We start from the raw sequence: 21,575 nt of genomic DNA on the forward strand, positions 1-21,575 counted from the left end.
AAGGAACGAGGAGCCCGGTGTACTTCACCGATCGTGGCATCGAGGAGCTGGTGCAGCGGCGGGGCGACGAGCAGGTGACCCTGGAGTGGCTCGGGGAGCGGCTGCGCGACTTCGTCGACCTCAATCCCGAGTTCGAGACGCCGATCGAACGCTTCGCCACCTGGCTGGCCCGCCTCGACGACCTCGACGAGGACTGACCCCGGTGGTGGTCAGCCGCCGTTGCGGACGGCGGGCCCCAGGCCGGTGCGGCGCAGCTTCTGCCAACCCAGCCGGCCGCCGGTCACCGCGGTGACCACCGCCTGGACCATCACCAGGTACATCAGCTGCCGGTAGACGAACTGTTGGAGGGGCAGCACCCACAGCACCCCCAGCTTCTCCCGGTCCAGCCGGAACGCCACCACGGCGGTGGCGGTCTGCACCCCGAGCATCACCAGCCAGGCCACCGCCGTGGCCTTGCGGTCGAGGAAGAACAGGCCGTACAGGGCCAACAGGTCGATCACCGGCGCGAGCAGCGGCAGCAGCACCCCGAAGAGGCTGAGGAAGAACAGGCACCGGCGGGTGAACCGACCCGACGCCCCCCGGTCCCACACCGAGCGACGGTGCTTCCACATCGCCTGCATGGTGCCGTAGCTCCACCGGTAGCGCTGCTTCCAGAGTTGGCCGATGGTCGCCGGTGCCTCCGTCCAGGCGCGGGCGGTCTCCTCGTAGACCACCTTCCAGCCGGCCCGGCCCAGGGCGATGGTGATGTCGGTGTCCTCGGCCAGGGTGTCGTCGGTCATCCCCCCGGCATAACGCAGCGCCTCCCGCCGGAACCCGCCGATCGCACCCGGCACCGTGGACATGCAGCGCAGGGTCTCGTAGAGCCGCCGGTCCAGGTTGAACCCGATGACGTACTCGATGTGCTGCCACTTGGCGATCAGGCTGCGCCGGTTGCCGACCTTGACGTTGCCGGCCACCGCGCCCACCTGGGGATCGGCGAAGGGTTGCACCAGCCGGCGGACCGCGTCGGGCTCGAACACGGTGTCCCCGTCGACCATCACGATCAGGTCGTGCCGGGCCAGCGCCAGGCCGGTGTTCAGGGCGCTGGGCTTACCGCCGTTGGGCTTGCGGACGACCCGGACGTTGGGCAGGCCGAGCGCGTCGACGATGTCCGCGGTGCCGTCGGTGGAGCCGTCGTCGACGACCACCACCTCGATCCCGCCGGGGTGGTCGCCACCGGCCAGGGAGCGGACCGCCGCGGCGATCCCCTCCTTCTCGTTGTACGCCGGGACGATCACCGACACCGGCGCGGTGACCGGTGGCCCCCAGCTCCACCCCTTGGCCCGTCGGCGGCGGGCGTGCCGCCCGGCCAGCACGAACAGCACCAGGGTACGGCCCACCGTGAGCAGGCCGACGACCACGAAGAGCCCACCGAACACGGTCAGCACGGTGTCGGCCCCCTGCACGGCCCAGATCAGCATCCGACCGCGCCACCGGTCGGCGGCGGTGGCGGGTACGGCGGCGTCCACCCGGTGGTCCACCCCGGCGGCGGCGAAGGCGAGGTTCAACCCCTCGGTCGCGGTGACGAACCGGTACCCCCGCTCCTTCATCATCGGGATGAACCGGTCGAGGGCGGCGACGGTCTGCGACCGGTCACCGCCGGCGTCGTGCCAGAGGGTGACGGCACCGGCGTCGCCGTCCGGGGCGGCGTTCTCGATGATCCTGTCGGCCCCGGGCAGCGACCAGTCCTGACTGTCGGTGTCGTTGAGGAACGTCAGGTAGCCCAGGTCACCGGCGGTGGTGACCACCGGCCAGTCCCGGTTGTCGATCGCGCCCGGGTGGGAGGAGTACGGGAACCGGACCAGCGAGGTCCGCAGGCCGGTGGCGCCGGCCACGGCGAGCTGGGTCTGGGCGTACTCCAGGCGTTGCCGCCAGGTCGGCAGCTCGGCGAGATCGGGGTGGGTGAAGGTGTGCACACCGAGCTGGTGACCGCCGTCGGTCAGTTCCCGGGCCACCCCGGGGTGCCGGGCGACCTGCGATCCCAGCACGAAGAACGTGCCCTTGACCTGGTGGGTGCCCAGCACCCGCAGCACCTCCCGGGTCCAGACCGGGTCGGGGCCGTCGTCGAAGGTCAACGCGATGGTGCGCGGTGGCAGCCGGTAGGAGCGGACCGTCTCGCTGCTGGCGCTGATGATCGGCCCACCGGTCACCACCGAGGTGGGCACCTCACGCTGCCCGTCGGTGTTCTGTCGTCGGTCCGGGGCGAAGGACGCGTTGGCGTACGCCCCGACGAGCAGCACACCGGCCAGCAGGGCAAGCACCGTGCTCAGCAGGATCCAGCTCGGCGGCGGCACCGCCCGGCGACGCCGGGCCGACCCGACGACGCGACGACGTCCCGCCCGGAGGGTCGGCTCAGCCATCGACCGCGCCGGGCACCGGGTCGGGCAGGGCCGGCGGCTCGTCGGTCGGCTCCGGCGGGTGGGGCGTCGTGGTCTCCGGGACGGGGCGGGTCGGCCGGGGTGACGTCGACGCGGTGGCCGGGCTGCGGCTCGGCGAACGGGTGGCGCTCGGAGACGGCGAGGGGGTGGCGGTGGAGGGCGTCGCGGACGGGGTGCCCGGGACGACGACGGGTCCAGCCGCCCCCGGCGTACGGGAGGCGACGGTCGGCGGCACGGTGCCGGTGGCGACGGGAGCGCCGGTGGTCACCTCGGGCGACGGCGACGGCGACGAGGACGGCGACCGCTCGGGCTGCGCGACCTCGTCGACGAAGGGCAGCACCGCGTGCGGCGCGATGCCGCCCGCGAAGCTGACGCCCACCAACCCGGCGTAGATCAGACCCACCAACCCGAGGGTGTACGCCAGCCAGCGCAGCCGGGAGTGTCGTCGGCCGCTAGGGTCGACGAAGACGGGGGTCAGCTGGGGCACGGCGGCGATCGACGCGGTGGGCCCGTCGGCGCGGCTGATCACCACGGTCGGCCCATCGAGCCCCGTCACACTCTCGGTACGATGTGGACCAGCAGCCGACTGACCACCGATTGCGCCTGCAGGCTTCGATCTCCCGGATGGCGCATTCTTCCTGCTCAGACGGTCGGCAGTCATGGGATGCGAGTCTAGGCACGAGGATCACTCAGCTCCCAGCACGTCCCACGAATGAGACTCGGGTCGCACCGGTGGACGTCGGGCGGCCGCTGGCGGACACCGGCCGGCACCGTGGGGCGGCACCGGTTCAGGGCGAAGGTCCCGGGCGGGGGACGACATGATCTCCTAGGGTGGGGGCGTGGCCCGCAGCGTCTACCTGACCAGCGTGGGGTCCGGCGGGGGTAAGTCGACCATCGCCCTCGGCCTCGCGGAACTCCTCTCCCGGCAGGTCGAACGGATCGGCGTGTTCCGGCCGCTGGTCTCCGACGCCGGCACCGACCCGATCCTCGCCCTGCTGCACGACCGCTACCGGATCGATCTGCCCGAGGCCGACCTGACCGGCACGACGTACGCCGAGGCGGCGGCCCTGGTCGCCGACGGGCGGCGGGAGGAGCTGATCTCCCGGATCGTCGAGCGCTACCGGGCGGTGGAACGACGCTGCCCGGCGGTGATCGTGGTGGGCAGCGACTTCGCCGACGGCGGGGACGGGGCCGGCCCCCGTGAGCTGGCCTTCAACGCCCGGCTGGCCACCGAGTTCGGCAGCGTGGTGGTGCCGGTGGTGGACGGCTTCGGGCAGCAACCCGAGGCGATCACGGCGGCGGCGCGCGGGGCGTACCACGATCTGGCGGACCTGGGCGCGACGGTGCTGGCGGTGATCGCCAACCGGGTGACCGGGACGATGACCCTGCCGGAGCTGCCGGTGCCCGCGTACGCCATCCCGGAGGTGCCGAGCGTGTCGGCGCCGACGGTGGCCGAGGTGGCGGCGGCGCTCGACGCCACCCTGCTGGCCGGCGACGACGCCGCCCTCGGCCGGGACGTGCTCGACTACGTGGTCGGCGCGGCGCACGTGCCGATCCTGCTCGACCACCTGACCGAGGGGGCCCTGGTGATCACCCCCGGTGACCGGGCCGACCTGCTGGTCGCGGCGAGCACCGCGCACGTCGCCGGGCAGGTCTCGCTGGCCGGCGTGGTGCTCACCCTCGGCGAGCAGCCCGACCCCCGGGTCATGCGCCTGGTCGAACGGCTCAGCACCGGCTTCGCCGTGCTCTCGGTGACCAGCGACAGCTACGACACGGTCGAGGCGTCCAGCCGGATCGAGGGCCGGCCCGGCCCGGCCAACCCGCGCAAGGTGGAGGCCGCGCTCGGCGCGTTCGAGGGGCACGTCGACACCGTCGACCTGGCCCGCCGGCTGCGGGTCAGCCGCTCCGACCGGGTCACCCCGCTGATGTTCGAGTACGACCTGATCGACCGGGCCCGCGCCGACCGTCGCCGGCTGGTGCTGCCGGAGGGCACCGACGAGCGCATCCTGCGGGCGACCGAGATCCTGCTCCGCCGGGGGGTCGCCGAGCTGACCCTGCTCGGCCGCCCGGACGACGTGGCCCGGCGCACCCGCGAGCTGGGCATCGACCTCACCGGCGCGGAGGTGGTCGACCCGGCCGGCAGCGCCTGGCGGGACGAGTTCGCCACCCGGTACGCGCAACTGCGCGCCCACCGGGGCGTCACCGTCGAGTTGGCGCACGACATCGTGGCGCAGCCCAACTACTTCGGCACCATGATGGTGGCCACCGGGCACGCCGACGGGATGGTCTCCGGGGCCACCCACACCACGGCCGCCACCATCCGCCCCGCCTTCGAGATCATCCGGACCGTGCCGGGCGTCTCGGTGGCGTCGAGCGTCTTCTTCATGCTGCTCGCCGACCGGGTGCTGGTCTACGGCGACTGCGCGGTCAACCCCGACCCGGACGCCGCCCAACTCGCCGACATCGCCATCTCCTCGGCCGACACGGCGGCCCGGTTCGGCATCGAGCCGAGGGTGGCGATGCTGTCGTACTCGACCGGGGACTCCGGCGCGGGGGCCGACGTGGAGAAGGTCGCCGCCGCCACCAGGCTGGTCCGCGAGCGCCGGCCCGACCTGCTGGTCGAGGGGCCGATCCAGTACGACGCGGCGATCGACCCGCAGGTCGCGGCGACCAAACTGCCGCAGAGCACGGTCGCCGGGCGGGCCACCGTGTTCATCTTCCCGGACCTCAACACCGGCAACAACACCTACAAGGCGGTGCAGCGGTCGGCGGGGGCGGTGGCCGTCGGGCCGGTGATGCAGGGCCTGCGTCGACCGGTCAACGACCTGTCCCGGGGCGCGAAGGTCGCCGACATCGTCAACACGGTGGCGATCACCGCCATCCAGGCGGCCGGATCGCCGGAGGAGGGTTCGTGACCGACCGGGTGCTGGTGCTCAACTGCGGGTCGTCGTCGGTGAAGTACCGGCTCTACGACGGGGAGTCGGTGGTCGACTCCGGCACCGTCGAGCGGGTCGGCGAACCGGGCGGCGGACCGGCCGACCACGCCGCCGCCGTGCGGGACATCCTCGGCCGGCTCGACCTGACCGGGCTGAGCGCGGTGGGGCACCGGGTGGTGCACGGTGGGCGGCGGTTCAGCGCGCCGGTGCGGATCGACGACGCGGTCTTCGCCGCGATCGGGGAGCTGGTGCCGCTGGCCCCGCTGCACAACCCGGCCAACCTGGCCGGCATCGAGGTCACCCGGGAGCTGCTGCCGGACGTCGGGCAGGTGGCGGTCTTCGACACCGCGTTCCACCACACCCTGCCCGAGGCCGCCGCCACGTACGCCATCGACCTGGACACCGCCCGCCGCCACGACATCCGGCGGTACGGCTTCCACGGCACCTCCCACGCGTACGTGTCGCAGCGCACCGCCGAACTGCTCGACCGGCCGTACGACCGGTTGCGCACGATCAGCCTGCACCTGGGCAACGGGGCGAGCGCCTGCGCCGTGGACGGCGGACGCAGCGTGGCCACCTCGATGGGGATGTCGCCGTTGGAGGGGCTGGTGATGGGCACCCGCAGTGGCGACCTCGACCCGACGGTCATCTTCCACCTGCGCCGCGAGGGCGGGCTGACCGTCGACGAGATCGACGACCTGCTCAACCACCGCAGCGGCCTGCTCGGGCTGACCGGGGCCAACGACATGCGGGAGGTGCTGTCCCGTCGGGCCGACGGGGACGCCGCCGCCACCCTCGCCTTCGACGTCTACTGCCGGCGGATCACCGGGTACGTCGGGGCGTACCACGCGCTGCTGGGCGGGGCGGACGCGGTCACCTTCACCGCCGGGGTCGGCGAGCACTCCCCCGAGGTGCGGGCCGCCGCCCTGGCCGGGCTGGACCGGCTCGGCATCGCCGTCGACCCGGACCGCAACGTCGGTGCCGGGGACCGGGTGATCTCCCCGGCCGGTGCACAGGTCAGCGTCTGTGTGGTCGGCACCGACGAGGAGCGGGAGATCGCCCGGGAGACCCGCGCGGTGCTGGCCGACGGGGACTGACCGGTGGAGGCGGACCGACCGGGGTGGTGAGCAGCATCGGTCCGGACAGCCGGGTCGGACCGGGCAGCGGAACACCTACCGTGCAGGGATGGGGGCGAGACGGCTGTGCGCCGTGGTGCTGGCCGCGCTGCTCGCCGGTTGTGGCCCGGCCACCGCCGCCACCGAGGCGCCGCCGCCGGCCCGACACGCCCCGGCCCAGGTCCGACCGGTCGCGGTCCGCACCCTCATCGTCGACCCGTCCGGGCCACGCCCGCTGCCGGTGACGCTCTGGTACCCGACCGCGCACGGCCGGGTCGCCCCCGGCCGGTTCCCGGTGGTGGTGCACAGCCACGGCCTGCGCAGCCTGCCCGAGCTGCACGCCGCGCTGGCCACCCGGTGGGCCGCCGCCGGCTTCGTGGTGGCCGCGCCGACCTACCCGTACACCAGCCGGTGGGCGGCCCGGTTCAGCCGCGCCGACGTGCGCAACCAGCCCGCCGACGCGTGGCGGGTGATCCGCCACCTGGTCCGGCTGGACGCCCGCGCCGGTGACCCGCTGGCCGGGCACCTGGACGTCGGCCGGTTCGCCGCGACCGGCCACTCGGCGGGCGGTTTCACCACCGCCGGCATGTTCACCTCCGGCCACTCGGCCCGGCTGCGCTCCGGTGTGATCATCGCCGGGGGCGGACTGGCCGGCGCCTTCGCCGGGCCGACCGCCCCGCTGCTCTTCGTGCACGGCACCGCCGACCCGGTGGTGCCGTTGACCGTCGGCCAGGCCGGTTACCAGCGGGCGACCGGCCCGAAGGCGTTCCTCAGTGTGCTCGGGCAGGGCCACGGCGAATACCTCACCCCGGGCCGGCCCGGCTTCGACGAGGTCGTCGCCACCACCACCGACTTTCTTCGCTGGACCCTCTATGACGACCGGGACGCCGGCCGCCGGCTGCGCACCGACGCCACCCGCCCCGGCGTCACCAGCCTCGACGAGCGGTGGGCCGGCGGACCGCCATAGCCGGCCGGGCCGCACGACGGGCGAGGCACAATCGGGTTCATGTTCCGTCGCCGCACCCCGGTCCTGCTGACCGCCGCGCTGCTCGCCGCCGGCCTCACCGGCTGCTCGACGCAGGCGCCCGCCCGCACCGCCGCCCCTGCCGACCCCCCGAAGGCCAGCGCCCCGGCGCCGCGCGTCCCCGCCGGCACCGCGCCGGCCGAGGCGTTCGCGGTCGGCGTACGACAGCTGAAGCTCAACCGGGGCGGCGACCGCCCGCTGCCGGTGACCCTCTGGTACCCGGCCCGGGGCACCGCCGGCGAGGCGGCGCAGCGCAACGCGACGGCGGCGACCGGGCGGTTCCCGGTGGTGGCGTTCAGCCACGGCCTCGACGGGCGACCCGTCGACTACCAGGTGCTACTCACCCGCTGGGCGGCGGCCGGTTTCGTGGTGGCCGCGCCGACCTTCCCGCACACCGGCAAGGGCACCGACGGCAGCGTCCTCGACGTGCTCAACCAGCCCGCCGACGTGTCGTACGTGCTGGACAAGGTGCTGGCGCTGGACGCGAAGGCCGGTGACCAGCTGCGCGGCCGGCTGGCCACCGACCGGGTGGGCGCGGCCGGCCACTCGGCGGGCGGGGTGACCACCATCGGCCTGTTCACCACCGGTCGCGACGAGCGGCTGCGCGCCGGGGTGGTGCTCGCCGGGACGGGGCTGGGTGTGGGCACCGCCTTCGCCGGGGCCGCCGCCCCGCAGCTCTTCGTGCACGGCCAGGCCGACGAGGTGGTCGACTACGCCGCCGGCAAGGCCGTCTACGACGCGGTGCCCTGGCCCAAGGCGATGCTCAGCCTGCCCCGGGGCGACCACGGCCGGGCCCTGCTCGGTGACGGCCCGGCCCTGCGGGTGGTCGCCGACACCACCATCGAGTTCCTCCGCTGGTCCCTCTACGGCGACGAGGCCGCCAAGGGCCGGCTCCCCGCCTCGGCGGCCCGGGGCGACGTCGCCGTCCTCGACGACCGGCTCTGACCGGCCCCGCCGCCCGGCCGGCCGTCGGCCCGATCCGGTCGACGCCGCGCCGTCAGGCGGTGTGGTCGACGACGACCTTGCCGAAGACCTCGCCGGAGTGCAGCCGGGCGAAGGCGTCGGTCACCCGGCTGAACGGGACCACGCTGTCCACCACCGGGCGTACCTCGCGCTCGGCGCAGAAGGCGAGCAGCTCGGTCAGCTCGTCCGGGGTGCCCATCGAGGTGCCGAGGATCTCCAGCTGCATGGCGAAGACCCGGCGCAGGTTCACCGCCGGCAGGTGGCCGGAGGTCGCGCCGGCGACCACGATCCGGGCCATCGGGGCGGCCGACTTCAACGAGTGGTCGAAGGTCGCCGCGCCGACCGTCTCGACCACCACGTCGACCCGCTCCGGCAGCCGGGCACCGGGCTCCACCGCGGTCGCTCCCAGCGCGGCGATCCGCTCCCGCTTGGCGGCGTCGCGGCTGGTGGCGTACACCCGCTTGCCGAGGGCCAGGCCGAGCGCGACCGCCGCGGTGGCGACACCGCCGCCGGCCCCCTGCACCAGCACCGACTCGCCGTCGGCAGCCCGGCCCCGGGTGGTGAGCATCCGCCAGGCGGTGAGCCAGGCGGTCGGCAGGCAGGCCGCGTCGGTCATCGACAGGCCGGTCGGCAGCGGCAGCAGGTTCATCCGGGGTACGGCCACCCGCTCGGCGAGGGTGCCCTGGTAGTGCTCGGAGAGGATGGAGACGCCGCGCGGGTCGCCGGGGGTGGGCAGCACCGGGTAGATGACCACCTCGTTGCCGTCCGGGTCGGTGCCGGCCGCGTCGCAGCCGAGGATCATCGGGAGTTGACCGTCGGCGAGCCCCACCCCCTTGAGCGACCACAGGTCGTGGTGGTTGAGCGAGCTGGCCCGGACCTGCACGGTCACCCAGTCGTCGTCCGGGTGGGCGGGCTCGGGACGGTCGCCGACGGTGAGCGCGGCGAGCGGGTTGTCGGCGTCGAACCGGGAGGCATAGGCGGCACGCATGATCCGCACCGTAACAGCGGAACGATCGTTCAAGAAGGGTCCGGGCCGTCGGCCCGGACCCTTCCCACCCGCCCGCCGGCTCAGGCGCGGGCGACGCCGTCGTGGCGGGCCGCCTCGGCGACCGCCGCCGCCACGGCCGGGGCGACCCGGGGGTCGAGCGGGGACGGCACGATGGCGTCCGCGCTGAGCGACCCCTCGACCACCCCGGCGATCGCGTCGGCGGCGGCCACCTTCATCCCGTCGGTGATCCGGGTGGCCCGGGCGTCCAGCGCGCCCCGGAACACCCCGGGGAAGGCGAGCACGTTGTTGATCTGGTTGGGGTAGTCGCTGCGCCCGGTGGCGACCACCGCGGCGTACCGGGCGGCCACCTCGGGGTCCACCTCGGGGGTCGGGTTGGCCAGCGCGAAGACGATGCCGCCGGGGGCCATCCCGGCGACCGCCGCCTCGGGGATACGCCCGCCGGAGACGCCGATCAACACGTCCGCGCCGCGCAGCGCCTCGGCGACGTCCCCCCGACGACCCTCGGCGTTGGTGGTCTCGGCAAGGTGCGCCTTGGTCTCGGTCAGGTCGGTGCGGTGCCGGCCGATGACGCCCCGGGAGTCGCAGACCACCACCCGGTCGGGGTCCACTCCCCCGGCGACCAGCATGTGGGTGACCGCGACCCCGGCGGCACCGGCCCCGCTGACGGTCACCCGCAGGTCGCCGAGCTTGCGGTGCAACAGGGTCGCCGCGTTGCGCAACGCGGCCAGCACCACGATCGCGGTGCCGTGCTGGTCGTCGTGGAAGACCGGGATGGGCAGCATCTCGTCGAGCCGCCGTTCCACCTCGAAGCAGCGCGGGGCGCTGATGTCCTCCAAGTTGATTCCGCCGAACGAGGGGGCGATGGCGCGCACCGTCGCCACGATCTCGTCGACGTCCTGGGTGTCCAGGCAGATCGGCACCGCGTCGACATCGGCGAACTGCTTGAACAGCACCGCCTTGCCCTCCATCACCGGCAACGCGGCGCGCGCGCCGATGTTGCCGAGCCCGAGCACGGCGGAGCCGTCGGTGACCACCGCGACGGCGTGCGACACCCAGGTGTAGTCGTCGGCCAGGGCCGGGTCGGCGGCGATCGCCTCGCACACCCGGGCCACCCCCGGGGTGTACGCGAGAGAGAGGTCCTCGCGACTGGTCAGCGGGACCGTCGAGGCGACGGCGAGCTTGCCGCCACGATGCAGTCGGAAAACGGGATCAGCGGGATCCACGGTGGACGCAGACATGGTGACTCCAGGATCTGTCGAGCAGATGGAGCGGCCGGCGCGAGGGCGCGAGGTGAGGCGGAGCGGCGACACGCGGTACGCGGTTCGGGGGTCACCCGGGCACCTCCCGAGCATAGTCAGACCGCCGGTACCCGGTTGTGAGGAGGGTCATATCGGCGCGGGCGTCAACCGGCCGGGGCGCGGCCAGTAGCGGAACACCACCCGGCCCAGCACGTCGGCCACCCCGTACGCCCGGGAGTCGTCGGTGACCAGCGCGTTGTCGCCACGCAACCACCAGCCGTCGTCCTGCGGGCGGACGGCGCGCTTGACCACCAGCAGTTCCGGGCGGCTCCGGAACACGGCCACCACCACGTCGCCGGGGCGGACCGGCCGACCGCCCCGGCGGACCAGGACGGCGTCGCCGTGGCGCAGGGTCGGTGACATGGACGGCCCGGTCACCCCCACGGCGGTGAGCGGGGCGGGCAACCGTGGTGGGCAACCGGACCCGCCGACCGTCACGAGGTTTCCCCTCCGCCCCTGCCGGGGACGTGCTCAGGAGTAGTGTCGGCTCGGATCATCGCAAACATCCCATGGAGGACCCTGATGCGACTTGCCCGCATCCTTTCACCCCGTGTGACCGCCAGCGCGCACTGCGACCTGCCGTGCGGCGTGTACGACCCGGCGCAGGCCCGGATCGAGGCCGAATCGGTCAAAATGATCTGCGAGAAGTACCAGGCGAACACCGACCCCGAGTTCCGCACCCGGGCGATCCTGATCAAGGAGCAGCGCGCGGACCTGGTCAAGCACCACCTGTGGGTGCTCTGGACCGACTACTTCAAGCCGCCGCACTTCGAGAAGTACCCGCACCTGCACCAGCTCTTCAACGAGGCCACCAAGGCGGCCGGCGCGGCCGGCGCCAAGGGTGCGACCGACCCGGCCAAGGCCGACGAGCTGCTCCAGAAGATCGACGAGATCTCCAAGATCTTCTGGGAGACCAAGCAGGCGTGACCCTGCCCGCCACGGCACCGACGATCCGGCCGGCACGTCCCCAGGACGTGCCGGCCGTCGTCGCGATGGTGCACGAGTTGGCCGACTACGAACGGGCCGCCGACCAGTGCCGGCTCACCGGGGCGCAGCTGGACACCGCCCTGTTCGGCCCCGCCCCGGCCCTGTTCGGGCACGTCGCGGTGGACGACGACGACCTGCCCGTCGGCTTCGCGCTGTGGTTCCTCAACTTCTCCACCTGGGCCGGCGTACACGGCATCTACCTGGAGGACCTGTACGTCCGCCCGGCCCACCGGGGCACCGGGGCCGGCCGGGCGCTGCTCGCCACCCTCGCCGCCCTCTGTGTGCGGCGCGGTTACCGGCGGCTCGACTGGTGGATGATCGACTGGAATCCGGCCGCCCACTTCTACGCCTCGATCGGGGCCGAGCCGATGACCGAGTGGGTCCCGTACCGGCTCAGCGGGGCGGCCCTGGAGGCTCTCGCGGCCACCGGGGTGACGTCGACCACGCATCCGGACGCCCGGCCGGGTAGAGTCCCGGACCGGGGGGATGAGGCGTGACTCAACTGACCGGCCAGCCAGCGACCGACGACGACGTGGTGCACCTCACCGTGCCCGCCGACGGCGGCTATCTCGGCGTGCTGCGCACCGCCACGGCGGGGCTCGCGGCCCGCCTCCAGTTCGCCCTCGACGAGATCGAAGACCTGCGCATCGCGGTGGACGAGGCGTGCGCGATGCTGCTCGCCATCGCCACCCGCGACGCCGAGTTGGAGTGCCGCTTCGCGGTCACCGAGGACGCGCTGACCGTCGAGGTGACGGTGCCGACCGTGCGGGGTGCCACCCTTCCGGGCGAGTCCTCGTTCGCCTGGAAGGTGCTCACCGCGCTGACCACGGCGGCGGCGGCCGAGTCGGCCGACGGCCGGGCCACCATCTCGTTGTTGACCCGCCGCTCCGGCTACTGAACCCGCCGCCGGGCACGAGGGTGTCCCCCGGCCCCGCGCGGTGACCTCGCCCGGCGCGGTGGCGGTCGGCGCCCCCCGGTGGATCAGCCGAAGCCCAGGGCCTTCGTGGTGGGTGGGCTGACCAGCAACGCGCAGACGCCGAGACCGAGCACCATCAGCGGTACGCCGAGCCAGCCCAGCCCGCCGGAGATCATGAACCAGCCGACCGGCAGCAGCATCAGCTCCAGCACCATCGCCGGGGCGCGGGCACCGGCCCGACGACGGGACAGCGCGCCGCCCAACGCCCAGAGCGCCACCGCGCCGGAGATGGCGAACCCGGTCACGAAGAGTGCCGAGACCAGGTCGGTCCGGGTGGCGGTGAGGTCGGCCCAGACCAACCAGCCGGCGAGCACCGCGAGCGCGACGGCCTCGGCCCGCAGCAGGCGTACCGCCCAGTGCAGGGTGTCGGGAACCGGCGCGGAGTCGATCGTCACGCGGGCCACGATACCCCCGCCCGATCACGTAAAGTGCCGCCCATGCGGGCCGTCCTGGTGGTCAATCCGAAGGCCACCACCACCAGCGAGCGCAGCCGGGACGTGCTGGTCCGCGCGCTGCGCAGCCAAGTAGACCTGTCGGTGCGGTACACCCGCCGCCGGGGCCATGCCACCGACCTGGCCCGGGAGGCCGCCCAGGAGGGCGTCGACCTGGTGGTCACGCTCGGTGGTGACGGCACGGTCAACGAGGTGGTCAACGGCCTGATGACCGCCGATCCGCCGACGATCCGCACCGGCGGCTCCCCGGCGGAGCGGTTGCCGGCGCTGGCCACCGTGCCGGGTGGCTCGACCAACGTCTTCGCCCGCGCGCTCGGGTTGCCCCGGGAGTGGGCGGACGGCACCAGCATGATCCTGGAGGGGCTACGGCTGGGCCGGTCCCGCACGATCGGGCTGGGCCGGGCCGACGACCGCTACTTCACCTTCTGCGCCGGCTTCGGCCTGGACGCGGCGGTGATCAACCGGGTGGAGCAGGCCCGGCGACGGGGACGGGTGTCCTCACCGTCGCTCTACTTCCGTTCCACCCTGAGTCACTACTTCCTCGGTTCGCACCGCCGGCATCCGGCGATCAGCCTGGAGCGGCCCGGCGAGCCGGCCGAGGGCGAGCTGGGCACGGTGATCATCCAGAACACCGCGCCGTGGACGTACCTGGGCGACCGGGAGGTCAACCCGAACCCGGAGGCGTCGTTCGATCTCGGGCTGGACGTGATGGCGCTTCGTCAGCTCCGCGTCGCCAGCACCACACGGACGGTGACCCAGCTCCTGTCCCGACACCCCGATCCGCGCGGCAAGCAGGTGCTCCGGCTGCACGATCTGGATGAGTTCACCCTGGTCTCGGCCCGTCCACAGGCCTTCCAGCTGGACGGGGACTACCTCGGCGAGCGACACAAAGTCAGATTCACCTCCGTTTCCGGCGCACTGAGAGTAATCTGCTAGGTCTCGGGTAACGCCATAGGTCGAGCGGTCGGGACGCCGCACGACCGGAGGCCGCCACACCGAGGAGGAGTGCCGGAAATGTCAGCAATGTCACGCGGACTGTACTATATTGATCCTCGACTGTGGTACGCCGGGTAACAGGGAAGCCTGAAAACCCGACAAAAGGGTCGTGAGCTTGCTCACCGAGCGGAGTTTTTCCGAGCGTCACCCCTTGACATCGCGTTCGTTCGTGAAAGTATTCACAAGCGAACTTGAGTTACCGGGACATTGCCTGGAGATACTCGACTGGTAGAGCATTTCCAGCAGGCCCAGGCGCTGAACGAGTCTGCTCACGCAATGCCGAATAGTTGTACGCGAACCGTGACGACCGGCACTGCGGACGCAAATAAGAAAAGCACCAGCGTTATCTGCCATCCATCCAGAATGAGGAGTGTTGCCGCCATGGACTGGCGTCACAAATCCGTCTGCCGCGACGAGGACCCGGAGCTGTTCTTCCCCATCGGGACGTCCGGCCCGGCGGTTCTTCAGGTCGAGCAGGCCAAGGCCGTCTGCCGACGCTGCTCCGTGACCGACCAGTGCCTCCAGTGGGCACTGGAGTCCGGTCAGGACGCCGGCGTCTGGGGCGGGATGAGCGAGGAGGAACGCCGCGCGGTCAAGCGCCGTGGCGGTCTCCGGGTGCTGCGCGCTCACTCCGCCTGAATCCCATCACACGCTGTTCGCCCCGGCCGGATTCGATCCCGCCGGGGCGTTCTGCATCACATACTCTCCGTAACCGAAGCGACCGAAATCTCGGTGTCGGCGCCATGACGGAGAGTAACGTCGGCGCTGTGACGCCCGTCACCTGTGATCCGTCGCATCGACCCGGCGCAGCACCAGCTCGACCAGATCCGGCGAGTCGTTCAGCGGTCCGCTGACGGCCACCGCACCCGCCCGGTCGGCCGCCGCCACCACCGAGTCGTGAAACAGCCCCGGCGCCAGGAAGTACGCCACCACCGCCACCCGGCCGGCGCCAGCCGCCCGCAGCCGGGTCACCGCCACGTCGGCGGTCGGCGGGGCCGCCGAGGCGTACGACACGGTGCAGGGCACCCCGAAGCCGTCGGCCAGGGCGGCGGCGACCCGCCCCACCGAACCCCGGGCCCGCGCGTCCCGGGTGCCCGCCGCCGCCAGCACCAGCGCGTCCACCGGCCCCGGTTGCGTCTCGGCCAACCGCCCGGCCAGCCCGGCCAGCAGCCCCGCGTCCACCGTCCCGTCGGCCGGCCCGAGCACGTCGGTCACCCGTACCGTCAGCTCCGGCGCGTCCTGTCGGGCCGCCGTGACCGCGGCGGGAACATCCACCCGACGGTGGTAGGCGGCGGTGAGCAGCAGCGGCACCACCACCGCCGTGCGGTGACCGGCGGCGGCCAGCCCGCGCAGCACCTCCGTCGGCCCCGGTTCGGTGTGGTCCAGCCAACTGGGCAGCACCGGGGTGCCGGGCCGGGCGGCCTCCACGGCACCGGCCAGCGCCCGGGTCGCCGCCGCCGCCCGCAGGTCCCGGCTGCCGTGCGCCACCAGCACCACCGGCACACCGGAGCCGGGTCGCGCCGCCTCGACGGCACCTGACAGACCAATGGCCGGCGTGGTGACTCCCACGCCGGCCACCGGAACGCGCTCCGGCCCGGTCAGAGGTGCAGACCGCACTCGGTCTTCTCGAACATGGCCCACCGGCCGGACCGGGGGTCCTCCCCCGCCTTGGTCCGGCGGGTGCAGGGCCAGCAGCCGATCGAGCCGTAGCCCCGGCCGAGCAGCTCGTTGACCGGGATGTCGTAACGGGAGATGTAGGAGTCCACGTCGGCCTGGGACCAGGCGGCGATCGGGTTCACCTTGACCTTGCCGCGTCGGGGGTCGAACGTCACCACCGGCGTGTTCGCCCGGGTCGGCGACTCGTCCCGGCGCAGCCCGGCGGCCCAGGCGTCGTAGCCGGACAGGGCCCGCTCCAACGGCTCGACCTTGCGCAGCTGGCAGCAGTCGTCCGGCGAGCGGTTGAACAGCCGGGGCCCGTACTCGCCGTCCTGCTGGCCGACGGTCTGCCGGGGCCGGATCGACCGGACGTTCACCGGCAACCGGCGGGCCACCTCGTCGCGGACCCGCAGCGTCTCCGGGAAGTGCAACCCGGTGTCGAGGAAGACCACGTCCACCCCGGGGGCGACCCGGGACACCAGGTGGGCGAGCACGGCGTCGGCCATCGAGCTGGTCACGCAGAGCCGGTCCCCGAAGGTGTCGGCCGCCCAGCGGGCGATCTCCAGCGCCGGAGCGCCCTCCAGCTCACGGCCGGCCCGCTCGGCCAGCGCCCGCAGCTCGGCCGGGTCGCGGCGGGTGGGATCGCGACGGGCCGGGTCGGCCAGCTTCGGGCCGCCGGCACCGACCAGACCCAGGCCCGTGGCGGACAGCAGGCCGGTCACCGGGTCACCGCCCGGCTGAGCAGGCCGTTGAACTTCACGGTGAAGACCCGGGCGCAGGCGTGGCACTCCCAGGCGCCGTGTCCGGCCTCGTTCGGCCGCAGGTCCTCTTCGCCGCAGTACGGGCAGTGCAGCGGCGCGGATCGGGTTTCGCTCATCGGAGTTCCTCCTCGTCGACCCTGATCACCCAGTTGGCGAACGTCTCGCCCTCGGTCCGGCCGGCCAGGTAGCGGCGGGCCAGTCGTTCCACGTACTCGGGAAGCTCGTCGGCGGTGGTCTTCAGGCCGCGCAGCTTGCGGCCGAACCCGGCGGTCTGGCCCTGGGCCATCCCCAACCCGCCGCCGAGGTGCACCTGGAAGCCCTCCACCTGCTGGCCGTCGGGGCCGACCACCAGCTGACCCTTGAGGCCGATGTCGGCGACCTGGGTGCGCGCGCAGGCGTTCGGGCAGCCGTTGATGTGGATGGAGATGTCCGCGTCGAAGTCGCGCAGCCGCTCCTCCAGCCGGGCCACCAGCTCCTCGCCGCGCGCCTTGGTCTCGACGATGGCCAGCTTGCAGAACTCGATCCCGGTGCAGGCCATGGTGCCCCGCCGCCAGGCCGACGGCCGGGCCTCCAGGCCGATCCCGCGCAGCTCGTCGACCAGGGACTCGGTCCGCGCCGGCGGCACGTCGAGCACCAGCAGCTTCTGGTACGGGGTGAGCCGCACCCGGTCGCTGCCGTGCGCCTCGACCACGTCGGCGAGCTTGGTCAACTGCCCGCCGGAGACCCGCCCGACCACCGGGGCGGCCCCGACGTAGTGGCGCCCGTCGCGCTGCCGGTGCACGCCGATGTGGTCGACCGGCTTGTCGGGCAGCTGCGGAGCCGGACCGTCGAGCAGGGTACGTCCCAGGTAGTCCTTCTCCAGCACCTCGCGGAACTTCTCCACGCCCCAGTCGGCGACCAGGAACTTCAGCCGGGCCCGGTTGCGCAGCCGGCGGTAGCCGTAGTCGCGGAAGATGCCGACCACTCCCGCCCAGACGTCCGGCACCTCGGCCAGCGGCACCCAGACGCCGAGCCGCTTGGCCAGCATCGGGTTGGTGGAGAGGCCGCCACCGACCCAGACGTCGAAGCCGGGGCCGTGCTCCGGGTGATCGACCCCGAGAAAGGCGATGTCGTTCGCCTCGTACGGGGTGTCGACCAGCCAGGAGATCGTGGTCTTGAACTTCCGGGGCAGGTTCGAGTACGCCTTGTCGCCGACGTACCGGCGGACGATCTCGTCGAGCGCCGGGGTCGGGTCGAGCACCTCGTCCTCGGCCACCCCGGCGACCGGGCTGCCCAGCACGATGCGGGGGCAGTCACCGCACGCCTCGGTGGTCTGCAGGCCGACCGACTCCAGCCGACGCCAGATCTCGGGCATGTCCTCGACCCGAATCCAGTGGTACTGGATGTTCTGCCGGTCGGTGATGTCGGCGGTGTCCCGGGCGAACTCCCGGGAGATGTCGGCGATGACGCGCAACTGGGCCAGGGAGAGCTGACCGCCGTCGACCCGGACCCGGAGCATGAAGAACTCGTCCTCCAGCTCGTGCGGCTCCAGCACGGCGGTGCGTCCGCCGTCGATGCCGGCCTTGCGCTGGGTGTAGAGGCCCCACCAGCGGAACCGGCCGCGCAGGTCCTGCGGGTCGATGGAGGCGAAACCGCCGTGGGCGTAGATGTTCTCGATCCGGGCCCGGACGTTCAGCGGATCGTCGTCCTTCTTGATCCGCTCGTTGGGGTTGAGCGGCTCACGGTGACCGAGGGCCCACTGTCCCTCTCCACGGGGACGACGGGGAGCGCGGGTGGCGGGAACGGCGGTGGCCGTCGGGGTCCCGGGACGGGCCGGGGTGCTGCTGACCGCCATCGCGGCGTCCTCCGTTGTCTCTGCGGTGCCTCGGTGAGAGCGCGGACGCGGCGGCGGCCGGCCCTGGAAGGGCCGAGGACAACGGTGTCGGAACGGCCGGCGCGGAACACGCGCCCGAGACGGATGGGTCGGGCGTCGTCAGTGGGCCGGACAGATCGCGCTGCGCACGCGGCCGTAGTCGACGTGGCGACGGGCCACGAAGCGGCGGACGACAGCGGCGGTCATGCAGTCATGCTCGCACACCCTGCGGAGGTCGGCCAATGACCACGTGCGGCATCCCACATCACGGGCCGCATCCCCACCGTCACCGCCCTCCCCACGGCCCCCGTCGACCGCTCCCCCGCTACCCTGCCCGCCACGCCGCCGCCCCTCGGCCCGAAGTACATCCGGGTGCGCCCCTCCCCCGGCCCGTCGCCCTGCCGGGCCGCACTGCCCTGCGCCCTGCTGGTCGCTCTGTCGCTCGCCCTGCTGGCCGGCCTGTCGCTCGCCCCGCTGGTCGCACTGCCGGCGAAGATGCGGCACGCCAGGTGGAGAAAGGGCAGCTCATCCCGCCTGCGACACGCCCCTTGCCTACCTCCTCTGCATCCTTTGGAGCTGATGACGTAAACGAATCGGAACGGCCACGAACAGTTCCCGCGAAGACCACGCGCCCACTCAAGGCTGGACGCACCGACTGCTCCGGACCTGAGGTTCGGCCTGGGAATGATCCGGCGGGATCAACCTCGGGATCAACCTGGGGAATAGCGTGGCGGGATCAACCTGGGGATCAGCCTGAGGAAACCGCCTGGAGGGATCGCCCCCTGAAGGGGATCGACCCTGGGCGATCGGCGCAGCGCCTCATGCGCAGACCTCACCGGCACCACGGGCCGATCTCGACGCGGCAGGGCCAGTTGGTCGCGGCGGGGCCGACAACCAGCCGAGCTACCCACGTCGGCGGTGGTGAGTCGTTTACGTCATCAGCTCGAAAGGGAGCACACCGCTACTACTGCCCTCGGGCGGCCACCTGGTTGGAGCCGTCACCCCCTCCCAAGCCGAGGCAGAAAGCTCGGTCCAGGTCCAGGTCCAGGTCCAGGTCCAGGCCCGGATCCGGTTCCAGGTCTGGATCCAGGTCCAGACCCGGGTCCGGTTCCAGGTCTGGATCCAAGGTCCAGGTCCGGCTCCGGCTCCGGCTGCGTCGTGGGGCGGGGTGTGGGACCCTCGATCGGTGGGCATGATGTCCGGAAAGCGGCATTCGATGGAGCTGTCGAGGCCGCTGGTCTGGGCAGCTCCGACATTGGTCACCCTGGCCGCCGGATGCTACGGGATCAGCCAGGCCCAACCCTGGCGCGACGAGTTGGCCACCTGGAGCGCGGCAACCCGACCGGTCGGGGACCTGTTCCGGCTCACCCGCACCATCGACGCGTCGACCGGGCCCTACTACCTGCTGCTGCACGCCTGGACCGGGCTGTTCGGCGACTCGGTGGTGGCGCTGCGACTGCCCTCGGTGCTGGCCATGGCGGGGGCGGCCGGCCTCACCGCCGTACTCGGTCGGCGGTTGTTCGGGGCGCCTGCCGGCCTGCTCGCCGGCCTGCTCTTCGCGGTCCTCCCGGGCACCTCCCGGTACGCGCAGGAGGCTCGACCCTACGCGCTGGTGACCCTCTTCGCCGTGCTGGCCACGGTACTGCTGGTCCGCGCGCTGGACCGCCCCGGGCGACTGCGGGGGTCGTTCTACGCGGCGGCCGTCGCCGGGCTCGGCCTGGCCCATCTGCTCGCCCTGAGCCTGCTCGCCGCGCACGCCGTGGTAGTGCTGACCACCCGGGCCGCCGGCGGTCTGACGGCCGGCCCCACCCGCCCACCCCCCGACAGCGACACCCGACCGGGCGGCGGCAAGCCGGGTGACACCCGACCGGGTGCCAGCGGGCCGGGCGACAACGGGCCGGATGACAGCAGGCCGGGTAGCAGGCCAGGTGACAACGGGCCGGATAGCAGCAGGCCGGGCGACAGCGGGTCGGGCGACCGCCGACCGGGCAGTGGCGGGTCGGGGCACCGCAGGCCGGTCGGGGGGTGGCGGGAGCGGCGGTTGTGGTGGTGGGTGGTAGCCGTGCTGGTCGCCGGGGTGGTGCTGGCACCGCTGCTGGTCACCGCGCAGGGGCAGCGGTCCCACCAGCTCGACTGGGTCGCCCCGGCCCGGCTGGCCGACCTGGCGGCGCTGCCGGGCGGACTGGCGCAGAGCGGCGTGGTGGGCGGGCTGCTGGTCGGGCTCGCCGCACTCGGGGCGGCCCGATCGGGGTGGCGCGGTCTGCTCCCCGACGCCTGCGTGTTGCTGCCGGTCCTCCTGCTCTTCGTCGCCGCGCTGGCCGTACCCCTCTGGGTCCCGCGTTACCTGTTCTTCACGGTGCCCTTCGCCTGCCTGCTCGCCGGTGCCGCCCTGACCGGGCCACCGCCACCCACGGCCCGACCGGGAGCCGGGCCGCCACCCACGGCCCAGACGGAAGCCGAGCTGCCACCCACGGCCCGACCGGAAGCCGGGCCGCCGGAGGCAGCGCGGCCGACCCCGGCGGGGGCGCAGCCGGCGGGCACCGCAGGGGCAGGACCGGCGGGGACGGCAGGGGTGACGGCCCGGACGGGAGCGGGGCTGGCGGTGGTGGTGCTGGCCGGGCTGCTCGGGCTGCCGGACCAGGCGGCGGTACGGCACAGTCACGGCTGGCCGCGCAGCGCGACCGTCGACTACCGGGGGGCGGCGGCGGTGATCGCCGCCGGACAACGGCCCGGCGACGCGGTGGTCTACGCGCCCCGCGACGGTTGGCTCTTCCTCGACCTCGGGATCGACTACCACCTGTCCCGGACAGCCGAGGGCCGGACAGCCGAGGAGCGGGCAACCGAGGACCGGACGCCCGGGGACCGGGCAGCCGGCGGGATGCGACCCCGGGACGTGCTGGTCACCAGGGGCCGGCGGGACCGGGCCGACCTGTGGGTCGACGAGTGCCCCCGGCCCGCCGAGTGCCTGGCCGGCGTGGACCGGGTCTGGCTGGTGGTCGCCGGGCGGCACGACGATCCGCTCGCGGCGGTGCCCGGGGCCAAGGGCGACGCGCTGCGGACCGGGTTCGCCGTCGACCAGGTCCGGCCCCGGCCGGGGGTCACCGTGGCGTTGCTCGTACGCGGGGGATGAGCA

At 73.3% G+C, this 21,575-nt stretch carries 21 protein-coding genes; 11 read left to right on the top strand and 10 right to left on the bottom strand.

What is annotated here, in order from left to right; translation table 11 throughout:
* Positions 1-17 precede the first annotated feature (17 nt).
* Positions 18-197, top strand: coding sequence for a DUF6104 family protein (locus tag GA0070216_RS07285; protein ID WP_091241170.1), 180 nt, complete (start codon positions 18-20; stop codon positions 195-197).
* A 12-nt stretch (positions 198-209) separates the two neighbouring features.
* Here GA0070216_RS07285 and GA0070216_RS07290 read toward each other — a convergent pair whose 3' ends face one another.
* Together GA0070216_RS07290 and GA0070216_RS07295 are read right to left on the bottom strand one after the other, a co-directional pair.
* Positions 210-2,399, bottom strand: a complete 2,190-nt coding sequence (locus tag GA0070216_RS07290; protein ID WP_091241173.1) for a bifunctional polysaccharide deacetylase/glycosyltransferase family 2 protein — start codon at positions 2,397-2,399, stop codon at positions 210-212.
* Positions 2,392-2,973 carry a superantigen-like protein SSL4 gene (locus GA0070216_RS07295; RefSeq protein WP_091241178.1) on the bottom strand — a complete coding sequence of 194 codons (582 nt, stop codon included), beginning with the start codon at positions 2,971-2,973 and terminating at the stop codon, positions 2,392-2,394. Before GA0070216_RS07295 ends, GA0070216_RS07290 begins: the two co-directional genes overlap by 8 nt.
* Positions 2,974-3,256: 283 nt before the next feature.
* Between GA0070216_RS07295 and pta the strand changes: the two genes are divergently transcribed.
* The 4 genes from pta (at position 3,257) to GA0070216_RS07315 (ending at position 8,437) form a co-directional block, all read left to right on the top strand.
* A complete protein-coding gene (gene pta / locus GA0070216_RS07300) occupies positions 3,257-5,332 on the top strand; it encodes a phosphate acetyltransferase (RefSeq protein ID WP_091241180.1) in 2,076 nt (691 codons plus the stop codon).
* A complete protein-coding gene (locus GA0070216_RS07305; RefSeq protein WP_091241183.1) occupies positions 5,329-6,450 on the top strand; it encodes an acetate/propionate family kinase in 1,122 nt (373 codons plus the stop codon). Before pta ends, GA0070216_RS07305 begins: the two co-directional genes overlap by 4 nt.
* A gap of 88 nt (positions 6,451-6,538) precedes the next feature.
* Positions 6,539-7,435, top strand: coding sequence for an alpha/beta hydrolase family protein (locus GA0070216_RS07310; RefSeq protein WP_091241186.1), 897 nt, complete (start codon positions 6,539-6,541; stop codon positions 7,433-7,435).
* Positions 7,436-7,474: 39 nt separating this feature from the next.
* Positions 7,475-8,437 (top strand): alpha/beta hydrolase family protein, encoded by a 963-nt coding sequence (locus GA0070216_RS07315; protein ID WP_091241190.1) that lies wholly within the window; start codon positions 7,475-7,477, stop codon positions 8,435-8,437.
* Between the two features lie 52 nt (positions 8,438-8,489).
* On the opposite strand, the gene GA0070216_RS07320 is transcribed toward GA0070216_RS07315, so the two are convergent.
* The 3 genes from GA0070216_RS07320 to GA0070216_RS07330 form a co-directional block, all read right to left on the bottom strand.
* Entirely contained in the window at positions 8,490-9,452 is a 963-nt protein-coding gene (locus GA0070216_RS07320; protein ID WP_176738873.1) for a zinc-binding dehydrogenase, read from the bottom strand.
* Between the two features lie 71 nt (positions 9,453-9,523).
* A complete protein-coding gene (locus GA0070216_RS07325; RefSeq protein ID WP_091241193.1) occupies positions 9,524-10,702 on the bottom strand; it encodes an NAD(P)-dependent malic enzyme in 1,179 nt (392 codons plus the stop codon).
* 147 nt (positions 10,703-10,849) lie between these two features.
* Positions 10,850-11,200 carry a S24/S26 family peptidase gene (locus GA0070216_RS07330; RefSeq protein WP_281190403.1) on the bottom strand — a complete coding sequence of 117 codons (351 nt, stop codon included), beginning with the start codon at positions 11,198-11,200 and terminating at the stop codon, positions 10,850-10,852.
* 84 nt (positions 11,201-11,284) lie between these two features.
* Between GA0070216_RS07330 and sodN the strand changes: the two genes are divergently transcribed.
* Genes sodN through GA0070216_RS07345 form a run of 3 tightly spaced genes read left to right on the top strand, consistent with a single transcriptional unit; the run spans position 11,285 to position 12,647 of the window.
* Positions 11,285-11,689, top strand: coding sequence for a superoxide dismutase, Ni (sodN, locus tag GA0070216_RS07335; protein WP_091241196.1), 405 nt, complete (start codon positions 11,285-11,287; stop codon positions 11,687-11,689).
* Positions 11,686-12,246: a GNAT family N-acetyltransferase gene (locus tag GA0070216_RS07340; protein ID WP_245722358.1), complete on the top strand. Its 561-nt coding sequence runs from the start codon at positions 11,686-11,688 to the stop codon at positions 12,244-12,246. The genes sodN and GA0070216_RS07340 overlap by 4 nt, the downstream gene beginning before the upstream one ends.
* A complete protein-coding gene (locus tag GA0070216_RS07345) occupies positions 12,243-12,647 on the top strand; it encodes an ATP-binding protein (RefSeq protein WP_091241201.1) in 405 nt (134 codons plus the stop codon). The genes GA0070216_RS07340 and GA0070216_RS07345 overlap by 4 nt, the downstream gene beginning before the upstream one ends.
* Before the next feature lie 83 nt (positions 12,648-12,730).
* Here GA0070216_RS07345 and GA0070216_RS07350 read toward each other — a convergent pair whose 3' ends face one another.
* Positions 12,731-13,120, bottom strand: coding sequence for a hypothetical protein (locus GA0070216_RS07350; RefSeq protein ID WP_091241204.1), 390 nt, complete (start codon positions 13,118-13,120; stop codon positions 12,731-12,733).
* A 42-nt stretch (positions 13,121-13,162) separates the two neighbouring features.
* On the opposite strand from GA0070216_RS07350, the gene GA0070216_RS07355 reads away from it, so the two are divergent.
* On the top strand, positions 13,163-14,113 hold the full coding sequence (locus tag GA0070216_RS07355) for a diacylglycerol/lipid kinase family protein (protein WP_091241208.1): 951 nt from the start codon (positions 13,163-13,165) through the stop codon (positions 14,111-14,113).
* A 441-nt stretch (positions 14,114-14,554) separates the two neighbouring features.
* The gene (locus GA0070216_RS07360; protein WP_091241214.1) at positions 14,555-14,812 is read left to right on the top strand and encodes a WhiB family transcriptional regulator; all 258 of its coding nucleotides are present in this window, start codon (positions 14,555-14,557) and stop codon (positions 14,810-14,812) included.
* A gap of 138 nt (positions 14,813-14,950) precedes the next feature.
* Here the strand turns inward: GA0070216_RS07360 and GA0070216_RS07365 are convergent, their stop codons facing one another.
* From GA0070216_RS07365 to GA0070216_RS07375, 4 genes are read right to left on the bottom strand one after another with little or no spacing between them, the layout of a single operon-like run.
* On the bottom strand, positions 14,951-15,715 hold the full coding sequence (locus tag GA0070216_RS07365; protein WP_245722387.1) for a sirohydrochlorin chelatase: 765 nt from the start codon (positions 15,713-15,715) through the stop codon (positions 14,951-14,953).
* A 56-nt stretch (positions 15,716-15,771) separates the two neighbouring features.
* The gene (locus tag GA0070216_RS07370; RefSeq protein WP_091241217.1) at positions 15,772-16,551 is read right to left on the bottom strand and encodes a phosphoadenylyl-sulfate reductase; all 780 of its coding nucleotides are present in this window, start codon (positions 16,549-16,551) and stop codon (positions 15,772-15,774) included.
* Positions 16,548-16,706 (bottom strand): IS1 family transposase, encoded by a 159-nt coding sequence (locus tag GA0070216_RS33635; RefSeq protein ID WP_141723017.1) that lies wholly within the window; start codon positions 16,704-16,706, stop codon positions 16,548-16,550. The genes GA0070216_RS07370 and GA0070216_RS33635 overlap by 4 nt, the downstream gene beginning before the upstream one ends.
* Positions 16,703-18,424, bottom strand: coding sequence for a nitrite/sulfite reductase (locus tag GA0070216_RS07375; RefSeq protein WP_091241220.1), 1,722 nt, complete (start codon positions 18,422-18,424; stop codon positions 16,703-16,705). Before GA0070216_RS07375 ends, GA0070216_RS33635 begins: the two co-directional genes overlap by 4 nt.
* Before the next feature lie 1,210 nt (positions 18,425-19,634).
* Here GA0070216_RS07375 and GA0070216_RS07385 point away from each other — a divergent pair.
* Positions 19,635-21,572: a glycosyltransferase family 39 protein gene (locus GA0070216_RS07385; RefSeq protein ID WP_245722388.1), complete on the top strand. Its 1,938-nt coding sequence runs from the start codon at positions 19,635-19,637 to the stop codon at positions 21,570-21,572.
* Positions 21,573-21,575: the final 3 nt, after the last annotated feature.

The organism is Micromonospora matsumotoense (assembly GCF_900091525.1).
In the GTDB taxonomy this organism is placed as follows: domain Bacteria; phylum Actinomycetota; class Actinomycetes; order Mycobacteriales; family Micromonosporaceae; genus Micromonospora; species Micromonospora matsumotoensis.

Bases quoted from the DNA above. Each gene is read 5' to 3' on its own strand.
- GA0070216_RS07290 (WP_091241173.1), bottom strand. From the start codon at position 2,399: ATGGCTGAGCCGACCCTCCGGGCGGGACGTCGTCGCGTCGTCGGGTCG.
- GA0070216_RS07310 (WP_091241186.1), top strand. From the start codon at position 6,539: ATGGGGGCGAGACGGCTGTGCGCCGTGGTGCTGGCCGCGCTGCTCGCC.
- GA0070216_RS07315 (WP_091241190.1), top strand. From the start codon at position 7,475: ATGTTCCGTCGCCGCACCCCGGTCCTGCTGACCGCCGCGCTGCTCGCC.
- GA0070216_RS07325 (WP_091241193.1), bottom strand. From the start codon at position 10,702: ATGTCTGCGTCCACCGTGGATCCCGCTGATCCCGTTTTCCGACTGCAT.
- sodN (WP_091241196.1), top strand. From the start codon at position 11,285: ATGCGACTTGCCCGCATCCTTTCACCCCGTGTGACCGCCAGCGCGCAC.
- GA0070216_RS07355 (WP_091241208.1), top strand. From the start codon at position 13,163: ATGCGGGCCGTCCTGGTGGTCAATCCGAAGGCCACCACCACCAGCGAG.
- GA0070216_RS07360 (WP_091241214.1), top strand. From the start codon at position 14,555: ATGGACTGGCGTCACAAATCCGTCTGCCGCGACGAGGACCCGGAGCTG.
- GA0070216_RS33635 (WP_141723017.1), bottom strand. From the start codon at position 16,706: ATGAGCGAAACCCGATCCGCGCCGCTGCACTGCCCGTACTGCGGCGAA.
- GA0070216_RS07375 (WP_091241220.1), bottom strand. From the start codon at position 18,424: ATGGCGGTCAGCAGCACCCCGGCCCGTCCCGGGACCCCGACGGCCACC.
- GA0070216_RS07385 (WP_245722388.1), top strand. From the start codon at position 19,635: ATGATGTCCGGAAAGCGGCATTCGATGGAGCTGTCGAGGCCGCTGGTC.